Origin of the sequence: Aquimarina sp. EL_43 (genome assembly GCF_943422735.1) — a bacterium.
GTDB classification, from domain to species: Bacteria; Bacteroidota; Bacteroidia; order Flavobacteriales; family Flavobacteriaceae; genus Aquimarina; species Aquimarina megaterium.
In genome coordinates, this window is record NZ_CALSBR010000001.1 from 533389 (window position 1) to 547520 (window position 14132).

The 14132-nt window shown below is 32.5% G+C and carries 8 protein-coding genes; 2 read left to right on the forward strand and 6 right to left on the reverse strand.

Annotated elements, in window-relative coordinates:
- Window positions 1-813: 813 nt before the first annotated feature.
- The gene (locus NNL09_RS02575) at window positions 814-1680 is read right to left on the reverse strand and encodes a bile acid:sodium symporter family protein (protein WP_196909027.1); all 867 of its coding nucleotides are present in this window, start codon (window positions 1678-1680) and stop codon (window positions 814-816) included.
- A gap of 196 nt (window positions 1681-1876) precedes the next feature.
- Between NNL09_RS02575 and NNL09_RS02580 the strand changes: the two genes are divergently transcribed.
- Window positions 1877-2107: a hypothetical protein gene (locus NNL09_RS02580; protein WP_025667649.1), complete on the forward strand. Its 231-nt coding sequence runs from the start codon at window positions 1877-1879 to the stop codon at window positions 2105-2107.
- A gap of 23 nt (window positions 2108-2130) precedes the next feature.
- The gene (locus NNL09_RS02585; protein ID WP_160170146.1) at window positions 2131-2289 is read left to right on the forward strand and encodes a hypothetical protein; all 159 of its coding nucleotides are present in this window, start codon (window positions 2131-2133) and stop codon (window positions 2287-2289) included.
- 156 nt (window positions 2290-2445) lie between these two features.
- On the opposite strand, the gene NNL09_RS02590 is transcribed toward NNL09_RS02585, so the two are convergent.
- From NNL09_RS02590 to NNL09_RS02610, 5 genes are all read right to left on the reverse strand, one after another.
- Window positions 2446-4041 (reverse strand): solute:sodium symporter family transporter, encoded by a 1596-nt coding sequence (locus NNL09_RS02590; RefSeq protein ID WP_231389135.1) that lies wholly within the window; start codon window positions 4039-4041, stop codon window positions 2446-2448.
- Window positions 4042-4194: 153 nt separating this feature from the next.
- The gene (locus NNL09_RS02595; RefSeq protein WP_196909028.1) at window positions 4195-7506 is read right to left on the reverse strand and encodes a VCBS repeat-containing protein; all 3312 of its coding nucleotides are present in this window, start codon (window positions 7504-7506) and stop codon (window positions 4195-4197) included.
- A gap of 77 nt (window positions 7507-7583) precedes the next feature.
- Window positions 7584-9356, reverse strand: coding sequence for a RagB/SusD family nutrient uptake outer membrane protein (locus NNL09_RS02600; RefSeq protein ID WP_196909029.1), 1773 nt, complete (start codon window positions 9354-9356; stop codon window positions 7584-7586).
- Between the two features lie 12 nt (window positions 9357-9368).
- On the reverse strand, window positions 9369-12830 hold the full coding sequence (locus NNL09_RS02605) for a TonB-dependent receptor (protein ID WP_196909030.1): 3462 nt from the start codon (window positions 12828-12830) through the stop codon (window positions 9369-9371).
- Window positions 12831-12965: 135 nt separating this feature from the next.
- Entirely contained in the window at window positions 12966-13973 is a 1008-nt protein-coding gene (locus NNL09_RS02610; protein ID WP_196909031.1) for a FecR family protein, read from the reverse strand.
- Window positions 13974-14132: the final 159 nt, after the last annotated feature.

Genomic DNA, 14132 nt, shown 5'->3' on the forward strand with positions numbered 1-14132 from the left:
GCTATATAGCTATTTTTGATTTTTTTTGAAGTGATTTAAAACTAAACCTAAATATAACTCAAGCGTCCAAGAAATTGGACGCTTTTTTTATTGAATCTTTTTAATGTAAAACAAAGTAAGTACAAAAATCTAGTCGAAATAATCTCACTAAAGAATAGAATTTGATATAAGTAACAATACATTTTGATCTCATAACTCAATAATCCGAATAAATTCAGTAAAAAAATTAGACATATGAATAAAAATTAATTAGCACATAAAAAATACCATTTGGAAAGTAAGCAACAGGGAGACAGACAATTGCAAGAATATCCAAAATCTGTTGAAAAACGGACAAGAGCTCCTATGCTTAAAAATAAATTTAACATGCTGATTATCAATAAAATAAATCAAAAAAATATTTGCTTTTTTAAAAAATGTTTTGATCTTTGCATCGAAACAATTATCAACCTAAATTATTATCAATAGCACATATTTAACTAAAAAATTAAAAAATGACACCAAGTAACTTACAACATATACTAACTCGTTTTTTTATTAAACAATCGAGGTATTGTTCTGTAGTGAACATAAAAGGTGTCTATTATATACAAAAGATAATTATAAGAGTATAACTTATAAACAGATCAAGATATAAAAAAGACGCCCTAATAAGGCGTCTTTTTTTGTTGATAAGGTTCATTGACATATTGAAAAAACTAACGTATAAGGTTCTAATATCAGAACCAATATAATATAGTATGTACTGTAGCACAATGCTAGTATATCCGACTGTCTCTTGGATGTACATCCCGCACTGCGGGATCGGTACTACTAATTTTCCTGGGCATTACTTTTCTTAATACCCAAATAAACAGCAATACCTCCTGTAAAAAACATTAATAAGCTATACACTGCCGGAGCAACTGCAAACGAAGTATTTTTAAGCAAAACAACAGCAATAGTTATTGCTAGAGTTCCATTTTGGATTCCTGACTCTATTGCGATTGAAATAGCTCTTTTATCTTTAATATTAAATAATTTAGCAGAGTAATACCCCACAATCATTGTAATAACATTTAAACATAAGGCAACAATTCCTGCTTGCTGAAAGTAAGACACAATATTATCTTTTTCTTTAATTGTGATACCTGCAATTACAAGTATAAGTACAATGCCAGAGGCTCTTCGAACAGGTTTAGCCATTTTTAAAGCAAATCGTTCATTATATTTTCTAATTAACATACCAATACCTACAGGAATAATGGTAATTACCAATATCTGAACAATAGTTGTTACTACATTCAATTTAATCATTTGTCCCTCTTCCAAAAAATGAAGAAGTGCAAAATTTATAATAAAAGGTATAGTTAAAATAGTAATAAAGCTACTTAATGCAGTAAGAGTAACAGATAATGCTATATCTCCTTTTGCCAAATGAGATATCAAATTAGACGTTGGCCCACCTGGACATGCAGTTAAAATCATAATTCCGATTGCAATCTCGGGTTGAATAGGAAATAAAGATGCTAATGCAAATCCCAATACTGGTAATATTAGTATTTGATTGGTCAATCCTAACAGTATTGCTTTAGGATATATAAATATTCTTCTAAAATCATCAACAACTAGCGATAATCCCATTCCAAGCATTATAATAATAAGAGATAAAGCTAAAATAATTGTCGATACACTATCCATCTTTTATAGTTCTAATTGAATAAGCAATATAGAAATTTTTGAAGGATATTCTGGTAAAACATCACAAGGAATACGGTATTCCTCAAGCATCTAATTACCATCAATTTAGATCATATCATAATTAACATATAGTATAAAAAAGCAAAAACTGATAAGATAACCTTATCGGCTCTATTAATCTTTAAAAACAATAATCATGAAAAATGATGAATCACAATGGTTTTTGCGTAAAACCACAGAAACAGGAAAGTTCATTGTACAATCTAGAACTATGAGTATTACTCCTCACCTCAAACCAACTAGCGGGAGTAACCACGATAGGTATTGTCGCGACATGAGCTATACAGCAAAGAAACGAACAGAGAATTATTCAAATTCTTTTGAAAAAATCAACGCACCTGAGTTTGAATCATTACCAGGCACATAAATAACAATTGAAAATTTAATAATATGAAAACACAACTTACCACTAATAAAGAAAGAAAAATATCAAAAATATTAGCAAAATGGCTTTCTAATTACATTACAGCTATGAGCAAAACTTTATACCCCCCAGAAGTAAAAGGAGTACAAAGTAAAAATGATAGACATCGCATTTTTGATAAATGATAACATAATCTACACAAAATTGAAATTTTAGTGAACAACAAACCCTCATCAGGTTTAATAGGATTACCATAAACGAGGGCTTGTAGTAGTGCCCTGTTACAAATGGGGAAGGTAACAGGGTTTAAATTAGAATTATATCAAAAGGGAATTCTTATTTTATGAAAAATACGTGTAGATAACAATAACTATAATACAAATTGACGCACCTATAGGTACAACATATTTGAATGGACTTATATTTACTTGTCTCGTGTATTCTTGCTTATATTCGTTTTTCATTGGGTATAGTTTACCGATAAGTAACATAATAATTACATTTAGAATAAACAGCAATGCCATTACATGTAAGAAATGCGGATAATCTTCTTCTCCAATCACATATGGTTTTAATATAAACTGGCTAATAATATACAGTATAGAACCAGAGATAAGTCCTATTTTTGCAGCAATTGCCGGAACATGTTTTGTTAGATACCCTACTACAATTATTGTCAAAATCGGAATACTATAAATACCATTTGCCTCTTGCAGGTAACCAAATAATCCATCTGAAGCGTAAACAAGAAGTGGTGCTACAAACATTGATATTATTGCTAAGATAATTCCAAATCGTTTTCCTGCTTTTACAATAGTAGTTTCACTCGCTTCTTTATCAAAATATTCTTTATAAATATCTATCCCAAATAGGGTTACAGAACTATTCAAAGCACTATTAAATGAACTTAAAATAGCTCCAAATAATACTGCAGCAAAAAAACCTACCAAGGATACTGGCAAAACTTTACTTACCAGCATCGGATAAGCTTCATCTGGGTTTTTGAGTGTATCTCCAAACATATGAAAAGCAATAATACCCGGTAACACAACTATAATTGGCCCTAAAATCTTAATAAATGATCCCAATAATAGACCTTTTTGACCTTCTTTTAAGTTTTTTGCTCCAAGAGCTCTTTGAATAATTGCTTGATTGGTTCCCCAATAAAATAATTGCACCAACATCATTCCTGTAAAAATAGTTGTAAAAGGAACCGATGCTTTTTTATCTCCCATTGCATTAAATTTATCAGGATATAAATCAAATAAAACATTAACTCCTTCCGAAATACTACCACTCCCAATATCCCACAATCCAAATAAAGGGATCATTACTCCTCCTATTAATAATCCAATGGCATTAATTGTATCTGATACTGCAACAGCTTTTAACCCTCCAAAAATTGCATAAATTGAGCCTATACTTCCTATTCCCCATACTGTAATCCATAATGCTATTGATTCTGATACTCCTAGAAGTTCTGGTATATTAAACATTGTATTTATAGCCAATGCTCCCGAATATAAAACTGTGGGCAATAAAATAACTGCATAACCTGTAAGAAATAAACCCGAGGTTATTGCTTTGGTTGTTGTATCATATCTTCGTTGCAAAAACTGGGGTACCGTAGTAATCCCTCCTTTTAGATACCGAGGTAATAAAAATATGGCCGTAATTACCATTGCAATGGCTGCAAGTGTTTCCCATGCCATCACCAATATACCTTCTTTAAATGCTGCTCCATTTAGACCTACTATTTGTTCTGTTGATAGATTAGTAAGTAATAAGGAGCCTGCAATGACTCCTGCTGTTAAACTTCTTCCTCCCAAAAAGTAACCATCAGAAGATTTTTCATCTGTTTTTGATGTAGATAAGTAAGAAATCACTCCTACCAAAAGTGTAAACCCTAAAAAAGAAATAATACCAATATAATTCATAACTTTATTTTAATCTTCATTTATAACTGCAACATAATTCACTAACAAACCTCAATATCTATGGCAAATGGAATAATTGCTACTATTTTACCAATGTGTATCAAAACATTCTTTACACTTTTTTATATTCTTTCATTATTATAATCTCGAAACCTAAGGAGTGTTTTTATTCACTTCTTGAATTCTTACAAACTGTAAATAATCGTTGTTTTTTGCTGCTACAACATATCTAGTAGTATCTGCCTGTAGTATAGCTAAATCTTTTACATCTCCTTGTATGAATAAGCCGCTTTTGGCTGCAGAAATTGGCTTGAATTTTCCTGTTCCATCGCCTTTTAAGAATAATCCGTGCCCGGCATCATTTCTTGGTGTTTCAACTTCTGAAGCATGTAAATTTCCTGCAATAAGAGCATCCATATAACCATCTTCATCAAAATCATCTACCAAAATTTGATTAATCGATGATACTTGAGCTTCTAATGGTAGTTTATGAATGATGAATTTTCCTTCTTTATTTTCGAGATATACACTTGCAAAAGATTTTACTTGATAATGCAGTGATGATTCTAGTGATTTTTTTGTGTATACATCAACTAATGTGGCTTCAGAAAAACTTTCATAGTCTTTAAATTTATGTTTGATCATTGATATTTGATCAGATGAGCATTCTCTTCCTCTTACCGGAAATTGCTCTCCGTCATTATAATAACTAAGTACAATGTCAGCATTACTATCCTTATCAAAATCATTTACATAAATATCAAAAGTTTCTTCTTCTGTAGCTTTGTACTTGTAATTCAATCCGTTATTTCCTAGGATATAATCCATATCACCATCGTTATCAATATCTCCTTGCCCGATACTCCACCACCATCCTGTAGTATCTTTTGTTAATCCCAATTCTTGCGATACTTCTTTAAATCCTTTTCTAATATTTTTGAAAACCCGAATAGGCATCCATTCACCAACAACAATAATATCTAACCAATCATCATTGTCATAATCTGTAATTACAGCACTTGTGGCCATACCCAAATCAATAAAATCTTTTGCATAAGAATCAGTAACATCATCAAATTGTATATTCCCGTTCTGACTATTATTTTTTAACAGATAGCTATGTGCAGGAATTGGGTATTGTTCAGGAACTTGACGTCCTAAAACCAGTAAATCTTGCTTACCATCTTTGTCAAAATCTAAAGGATATACTCTCGATCCACTTGTTAACATTTGTGGTAGACTGTTTTTTGATTTGGTAAAACGCCCTCTACCATCATTAATGTATAATCTATCTTGTAATATGTTTGATGTTGGAGAAAATTCATAACCTCCACTCACCACATATAAATCATTATCACCGTCTTGATCTGCATCAAAAAAAACAGCGCCAACATCTTCATTTAATTTATCTTCTTCAAATACCTCTACAATTTGCTTTTCAAATCCGGTTTTATTTTGAAAAAACAAACTTCCAGGTTGTTCTGATGCTCCGCCTACAAAAAAATCATCTAAGCCATCATTATTTACATCCCCAACTGCTATTCCTGGTCCAAAAGCTGACATCTTATGAGGAAGTAAAACTTGTTTCGAGAAATCATTATAATTATTTTCCTGGTGTTTGTATTCTGAAAAATCACCTTTTTTTTCTGAAGCAAATAAGACAGTCTCTTTTTTTGATATTGAATTTTCAGGTATTGCATCCTCGTATTTTACTGTCAATTTTTGGTTTACTTCAAGGTTTTTGAATTTTTGAAGTTTCCCATCAGGCCAAACAACTTTTAATTCTTCAATAGTTTTTGATTGATGAACTCCAAAATGTAATTCTGGAGCAACTGATGACTGAAACCCTCTTGATAAAGTGAGTTCTTGCATTTGAGTTTGATCACCTGTTTTGAGATATACTCTATTTCCTAATCCAAATTTATTTTTAATACTTCCATCAAATTGGATAGTGATATAGTTATTTTTATCCGAGCTCTTATTTTCAAAAACTGAAGCATAATCATCAATATTATTTGTAATAATTTCTAAATCCCCATCATTATCCAAATCTGCATATGCAACTCCATTAGAGAAGCCTTCATATTGTATTCCCCAACGTTTATTTACTTTTTCAAAGCTATAATCTCCAACATTACGAAACATGAAGTTATCTATCTTTTCAGAAGGGATCATTAAGCTTCTTTGCAAAAGACTATCTTTCTTGTTTTTTAATTTCTTTAAATTTTCAAAATAGTCGTTATTATTTATTTCTCTTCTGGTACCATTGGTAATGAATAAATCTTTACGCCCATCGTTATCAAAATCTGCAAAAAGAGGTCCCCAGCTCCAATCTGTTGAAGAAGTTCCTGTTATTCTTGAAACATTAGAAAAATGAGGTATTCCGTCATCTACTACTCCCGTATTTAATTGCAAGCAGTTATGCATATATTGATAATGAAAACCAGAATTAACCGTACTCCAAAACAACTTAGGGTTCATACTTGCCATATTTGCTTTTTTACGCCGGTTTTTCTGAGCATCCATATCCACCTGAAAAATATCCAGGTTTCCATCATTGTTATAATCTGCAATATCAGCTCCCATACCAAAAAAAGCAGTATGTGATGTCGCTTGTTTAACTACTTCCCTGAAAGTTCCGTCCTGATTATTTAAGTATAGATAATCTGGGGTACTAAAATCATTAGACACATATATATCTGACCACCCATCATTATTTAGATCTCCTACTGTTGCACTAAGAGTAAGCCCAAAACTCTTTACTCCTGCTTCTTCTGTGACATCGGTAAATCTATCTCCATCATTTCTATATAAATGATCTGTTTCTTTACCGGTTACATTTTTCATCTTAAACCTATAATAGAAATTAGGAGCATTAAATTTTGTGGGAGGGTAATTAGCTACATAAAGATCAAGGTCTCCGTCATTATCATAGTCAAAGAATGTTCCCTGAACACTATTTCCAATATCATCGATACCATACTCAGAAGCTCTTTCTGTAAATGTATTATCCCCATTATTGATGAATAACTGATTCATCTTAGAACCAAATTTTCCACCAACAGAGCAATATATATCTAAAAAACCATCTGCATTAACATCTGTCATGGTTACACCAGTATACCATCTATCATCTCCAACAACACCGGCTTTTATGGTAATATCTTCAAACTTAAGATTACCTTTATTGATATATAATTTATTTGAAACCTGATTTCCTGTAAAATAAATATCTATAAGTCCATCGTTATTAATATCACCTGTCGCAACACCTCCACCCATATATAAATATGAATATGTAAAGTAATTCAAAGAGTCATTCTCGGTAAGATCATTACTAAAATGAATCCCGGTTGATGAGTATTCTAGGTCTGTAAATATTCGATCATCAATTGATGTACTCTTTTGCGAACAACTGGTAAGTACAATCAAACTAACAACAAAAACAAAGCACTTATATATCATATTTTACAAAATCATATGTAAAAGACAGCATGTAAAAACACGCTGTCTTCTTTTAAAAACAATTCAAATAAACAAATCTAATATCCATTGTTTTGTTTAAGTTGCCCATTACTTACCGCAATCACGATTTGCGCTATAGGGTAACGTTCGTTCACTCCAGGAGTAAATGATGCGCTGGATAAATGTGAGCGCTTTGTAGTTTCTACAGATAAGTAAGAATTTAAAACCTGAGCGGCATTACCTCTTCTTACTAAATCAAAAAATCGATGACCTTCTAAAGCTGTTTCTATTCTATATTCATGAGCTACTGCTTTTATAGCTTGATCTTGTCCTGTAAAAGTACCGTAAGTTCCTACAACATAGTTTGCTGCTGGAGTAGCAGTTGGGTTTCCATCTACATCTAACTCTTTAACAAAATCATTAGGATTTGCAGCACGTGTTCTAACTCTGTCTACTAATGATACTCCAAGATCCCCTTCTCCCAATGCAGCCATAATCTCAGCTCGCCATAAAAGAACCTCTGCAAATCTGATAATATTTGTATTTATAGCACTAACCCCAGGTGCCCATGCAGAAGAAGCATCTATACCAGCATTATTAAATTGACTAGCTCTAAACACTGTAATTTTCTGGAGATATGGCCCTCCATTAGAAGGGTTTCTTATCCAGGATTGACCAGGCATTTTACCCCATCCATTAAAATCAATACCTCTTCTACCTACTTTCCAATCTAGTCTGGGATCCAATTCTCCTGTATGTGGGGTAAAAGCATCGGTAGATGCCACTCCATCATCATTAGTAACATCGACATCATTAAATGTATCTAACATAGGTAACCCAGTAGCATCTGTCTTATAAGCATTTACCAGGTTTTGCGATGGTTGATAAAACCCACAACATGCATTTCCTGTAGTTCCTACAGGCGCCCCATTAGGGAAATTTAATGCGTCTCCCCAATTGGCGTTATCATCATTAGCAGCTCCATCATTTACTGTATTTTGAACCGCAAATATAGACTCTATATTATTCTTGGAAGCTGCATTAAAATTGTCAGAATAATTTGGTGCCAAATCATAAGGGCCGGCATTAATAACATCATCTAATATTGGTGCCGCTGCCGCATAATCTAATTGATACATATGTATTTTTGCCAAATATGCTTTTGCTGCCCAACTATTAGCTCCATTTGTAACAAGTGTTGATGTTTCTGGTAAATTAGCGGCTGCAAATGCAAAATCTTCCTCCATGCGAGTCCAAGAATCAACATTTTCATTAGATAAAGATGCAGTGACCGTTTCGTCAACAAAAGGTATATTATCCCACATTTTTTTGGCTTCAAAATGATAATGAGCCCTTAAAAATCTTGCTTCTGCCTCAAACATAGCCGCCTCAGATTCTATAAGATCTCCGCTTTCCAAACCTTTTTTAGCCGCTTTTATCACCTCATTACTTCTTGCAACACCCTCATAAACAGCATTCCACTTATACCCATAAAATCTTCCTTCTCCAGAATTAGGTGAGTAAAATTCGACATTATCAACCTGTGGCTGATCACCAGGATCACTTCCTTTATATGCATTATCTGATGCTACTTCTCCATAAATCCAGTTTGATGCAGCAGCACGCCATGGATCACTTGTATCTAGATTCCCGTTTAACGAACCATAAGCAGCGGTTAACAATCCATTTACCCAAACTTTATTATTAACAATTACTTCATCGCTAAATTGCCCTTGTAATGGAATTTCCAGTTCTTTTTGACAAGACTGAAAAACTGTAATTGTAGTTCCTGAAATAGCTACTAAAAGCAATATTTTTTTCCACTCTAAGTATTTAAATATTTTTTTCATCTTTCTGTTCTTTTAGAATGTAACGTTTAAACCAATATTCATAGATCTGGCAATCGGATATGCGCCTCTATCAACCCCAATTTCCAGATTTGCCTGTTGTTGATTCGAATAATTTGTAAGATTGATTTCTGGATCTATCCCGCTATAATCTGTAAAGGTCAATAAGTTTTTACCTTGTATAAAGATTCTAATTTTATCGACTTTTAATTTAGAAATAATCTTTTCATCTAACGAGTACCCTAATGATACATTTTTAAGTCTTAAGTATGATCCGTCTTCAATATAATAAGAAGATCCTGTCGATTCAGCACTTGTGTTAGTACCATTTAATGTTAGTGCAGGTAATACCGCATTAGGATTACTCGGAGACCAAGAGTTTTCAACAAAATCAATACTCTTCCCTCCTTGGAAGTTATGAAAATCAGTCCAAAATTTTGTTAAATTATAGATATCGTTTCCTTGCGACCCCTGAAATAACATAGTGAAATCAAAATTCTTATAATCTGCACTAAAATTTATTCCATAGGTAAAATCTGGATGAGGATTTCCTATAACATCTTGTGGAGTTCCTGTAAGGATTGCTCTACCTGTAGTCTGATCTATTCCTTCCCATGTTAGGCCAACAAAAGAAGATATTGGATAATCAGCCAAAGTATTCGTAGTTTGAAAACCTGTATGCGACCCTAAAGTTGGATTAGCAATTGGAGAAGGGTTATCCCTATCCAAAAAGTCAACATTATTATCATAATGTGAAACATTAACCCCAATAGAATAATTAAAATCACGTTCAGATTTACTAGAATACTGTAATCCTAAGTCGAAACCTACATTAGTCATCTGACCTATGTTTCTAAATATTGTGTTTGTGGTATTTCCAAAAATAGTAGGATCCACTGGTACTGCTAGTAACATATCTTTGGTTACGGATTCATAAACATCAAGATTTACATCAAACTTATTTTCAAAAAATGTCCCCGCAATACCTATATTTTTTGTAGTTGTAGTTTCCCAAGATAAATTTGGATCTCCAACATTCGTTAAATAATATCCCGTTTGACCATTATAATTATTATAATTAAGATTTGGTCCGTAAGCAGTAATTGCTCTAGATGCAGGTATATTATCATTACCTAACTCTCCCCAACTTAACTTAAGGAGTAAATTATTTACAATAGAAGACTCGCTTAAAAAATTTTCTCCAGAAATTCTCCAACCTACACTTACTGCGGGGAAAGTACCTACTTGATTACCTCCTTCAAACTTAGAAGATTGATCACGTCTTAATGTAGCACTTAATAAATACTTGTCGTTATATGCATAATCTGCCTTTCCAAATACTGAAAAACTTGACGTTTTTGATTGATTACTCCCTACTACTTGTGCTCCTGTACCTGCTCCCAAAAAAGTAGCATCTGGGGTAATAAACAGGAAGTTTGAAATTTGCCCATAAAAAGATTCATTTCTATTTTTCTTAAACTCTGTTCCGGCAAAAATATCTATATCATGAACATCATTAATAGTTTTTGAGTATTGCAATATATTGTACCAGTTGGTATTGATTATATCTGTTGATGTTTCTCTAAGTTGATTTACCGATCGTGCCGAGGCATTTTCAAAATCTACAGGTTGAAAAAATGAAAATTTCGAACTGCTGATATCTGCTGTATACGTTGTTTTTACCATTAAATCATCTGTAATATCAAATTCTGCATATATCGCACCCAGTGCTCTAAACGTTTCTGCTACATTATCTTTATTTCTGTCTGCCACAGCAAGTGCATTATAACCATTACCAACACCTGCAATGCCTGCTGTTCCTGCATAATTCCCTCCAACATCTCTAACCGGAATTATGGGATGCATTCTGTATAAAGCAGCTATTTGACTTTCATTATTTTGATTATTATTCTGATTTAAAGGATCTGTAACACTTACCTTTTCAGAAAAAGAAACATTTAATGTCTCCCCAATACGAAATTTATCGGTAATATTAAATTCAGAATTTACTCTAAGGTTATATCTATCAAAATACGTAGCTCTACCAACGCCCTCTTGATCTAATAGTCCTACACCAACATAGAACTTAGAATTTTCACTTCCTCCTTTAATCCCTATATTATGTTGTTGAACTAAAGCCGTATCAAAGAATTCTTTAAACCAATTTGTTCCTGCTTTATTTGCTCTTGTAATTCTATTCGACGGATATCTATAAGTACTTTCATCCACGTTTCCTACAACACCTTGAGGCATAATATAATCCGGTAATACTGGATTTGCGCCAGATCCATATTGTTGATGCCCTACCGCAGTCCCATCATTCCTTTGTGCTTGAAAATACGCATCTGCTATTTGTTGTGGTGTAGCCATTTCGGGAAACACAGAATCTGGTATAAAATCAACTCCAGTAACGCCATTATACGTAAACGTAACCTTGTTATTCCTTGTTCCATTTTTAGTTGTAATAATAATAACTCCGTTTGCTGCTCCAACACCATAAATGGAAGCTGCTGCTGCATCTTTAAGTATCTGAATAGATGCGATATCATCGGGATTAAGGTCATTTAATCCCTGTCCCGTTTGAACTCCATCGATTACATATAAAGGATCATTACCATTAATAGTCCCAAATCCTCTGATACGTACAGCTGCATTTCCTCCAGGGCCACCTTCAACTCCAACAGTAACACCAGATGCCTGCCCCTGTAATGCTTGTTCAATACTTGAGGGAGTTGTTGCTGCTATTGATTCTGATTGAACAATTGTTACCGAACCAGTTATATTTCTAGTACTTTGCTTTGTATATCCAGTTACAATTACTTCACTCAATTCACTTGCATCTTCAATCAAGGTAATATTTATTGCAGACTGACCAGAGAATACTACCTCTTTAGTTATGAATCCGACGTAAGAAAACACCAGAGATTCTCCATTAGAAATTTCTAATGTATAATTACCATCAAAATCGGTTTGTGTTCCTCTATCTGTTCCTTTTATTAGTACACTTGCTCCTGGTAATGGAACACCATCTCCTGTAATAACTTTACCCGTTAATATTGCTTGTAATGGATCTTTTGATTCTGAAAACGTTTTCGTTTCTAACTCTTTTTTTTGTCTAGATATAACTATTTGCCGATCAATTATTTTATAGGTGAGGTCTGTTTTTTTAAATACCCTATTTAGTATCTCTTTTACAGTAGATTGTTTAAGACGTAGTGTGATTTTTGTATTGGTTTTTACAATATCATCCTTATAAAAAAATATAAACTCGCTTTGAGAATGAATTTGATCAAACAGCTCTTCAAGAGTACCGTTTTTTAAATTAATGTCCAGCTTAGTTTGCGAATAAGAGTTATGTGCATATACACTTGTTAAGCCAAAACACAGAAATAAAATAAAAACTCTCATAAGGGTTAATAAAAAATTGAATTTCTTCTTTTCAGACAAAAAAGAAATGCCGTTAACTTTTTTATTCATAATTTTGTTTTTTATGCATTAAGTATTGCGATATCGCAATATTTTGATTTAGGTCAGGAAATGTTGCCGCATTTTCTGACTTTTTTGTAATAAATTACGGTTGTTTTGTTATTTCATATCATATAGTTGGTGATTTTAGTTAATTACAAATTTTCCATTTTCTATTTTGTATTTCAAATCTGTTGACTGTTTAAGAACTTCCATTACCTTTTCTACACTATCTTTTAAATCCAAATGCCCAGAGAAAGTTTGTTTTTTAAGTTCTTCGCTCTCGATTGAAATCGCAACATTATAGTATCGAGAAAGTTTTTTAACTATCATATCCATTCTTTGTTTTTTGAATATAAACTTACCATCTCTCCATGACATATATTTGGTGACATCAACTCTACTACTTCGTATCTTCTTTGTTTTGTTATTATATATAGCAAGTGTTCCCGGAGTTATTTTTATACTCGATTTCCCGAAAATAGAATTCCCTTGATATTTTATCTCTACACTTCCTCTTTCTAGAGCTGTACTAGTATAAAAATCATCGCTATAACTACTTACATTAAATACAGTACCCAAAACTTTAATATCATAATCCTCTGTCACTACATAAAAAGGTTGTTTTTTATTATGCTTTACGTCAAAAATAGCTTCACCCGTAAGATGCACCTCTCTTTTATCCCCATTAAACACAACAGGATATGTAAGTTTAGAACCCGAATTGAGCCAAACTTTTGTGCCTTCAGAAAGTGTAATTTTAGTTCTCTTTCCGTAAGGAACAATAATTGTGTTAAAAGTATTCTCTGATGATTGTTCAACTTTTTTAGAGTTATTAATATCAACTTCTCCTCCAGAATTAGAATAAGTAATACTTGATGCCTTTTCAGTAATTTTCACTTCATCTTTGTCATTCAAAACTAGTTTCACATCTCCATCTTTATCAATACTGATATCTGTAGCATCAACATAGTTTTTAATTGCTGAAGAGTTTTGATAGTTATTTGTATACCTGACAGAAAAGAATACAATCGTGACTGCAGCCGCAGCAGTTATGTAATACCCTATTCGTCGTTTTTTTCTTTTATTACGATAATCAGTAATAGAAGTATTTATTTTGTTTTTTAAAAGCCTTTTTTCTTCTTCATTTAACATTTTGGGAAGGTTTTAATATCAATTATACTATTTTATGTTCTTTATTTAACACATTATTATATTATAGTATTCGGCAAAATTTAGAGATGAAATAACAAATTCAGCACCTCACCATACTATTAAAGGATAAAAATCAAAAAACATAGACAAAAAAATTAT

What these genes read in the sequence shown, in the direction of transcription:
- NNL09_RS02575 (WP_196909027.1), bottom strand. Translation starts at nt 1,680, where the DNA reads ATGGATAGTGTATCGACAATTATTTTAGCTTTATCTCTTATTATTATA.
- NNL09_RS02580 (WP_025667649.1), top strand. Translation starts at nt 1,877, where the DNA reads ATGAAAAATGATGAATCACAATGGTTTTTGCGTAAAACCACAGAAACA.
- NNL09_RS02585 (WP_160170146.1), top strand. Translation starts at nt 2,131, where the DNA reads ATGAAAACACAACTTACCACTAATAAAGAAAGAAAAATATCAAAAATA.
- NNL09_RS02590 (WP_231389135.1), bottom strand. Translation starts at nt 4,041, where the DNA reads ATGAATTATATTGGTATTATTTCTTTTTTAGGGTTTACACTTTTGGTA.
- NNL09_RS02595 (WP_196909028.1), bottom strand. Translation starts at nt 7,506, where the DNA reads ATGATATATAAGTGCTTTGTTTTTGTTGTTAGTTTGATTGTACTTACC.
- NNL09_RS02600 (WP_196909029.1), bottom strand. Translation starts at nt 9,356, where the DNA reads ATGAAAAAAATATTTAAATACTTAGAGTGGAAAAAAATATTGCTTTTA.
- NNL09_RS02605 (WP_196909030.1), bottom strand. Translation starts at nt 12,830, where the DNA reads ATGAATAAAAAAGTTAACGGCATTTCTTTTTTGTCTGAAAAGAAGAAA.
- NNL09_RS02610 (WP_196909031.1), bottom strand. Translation starts at nt 13,973, where the DNA reads ATGTTAAATGAAGAAGAAAAAAGGCTTTTAAAAAACAAAATAAATACT.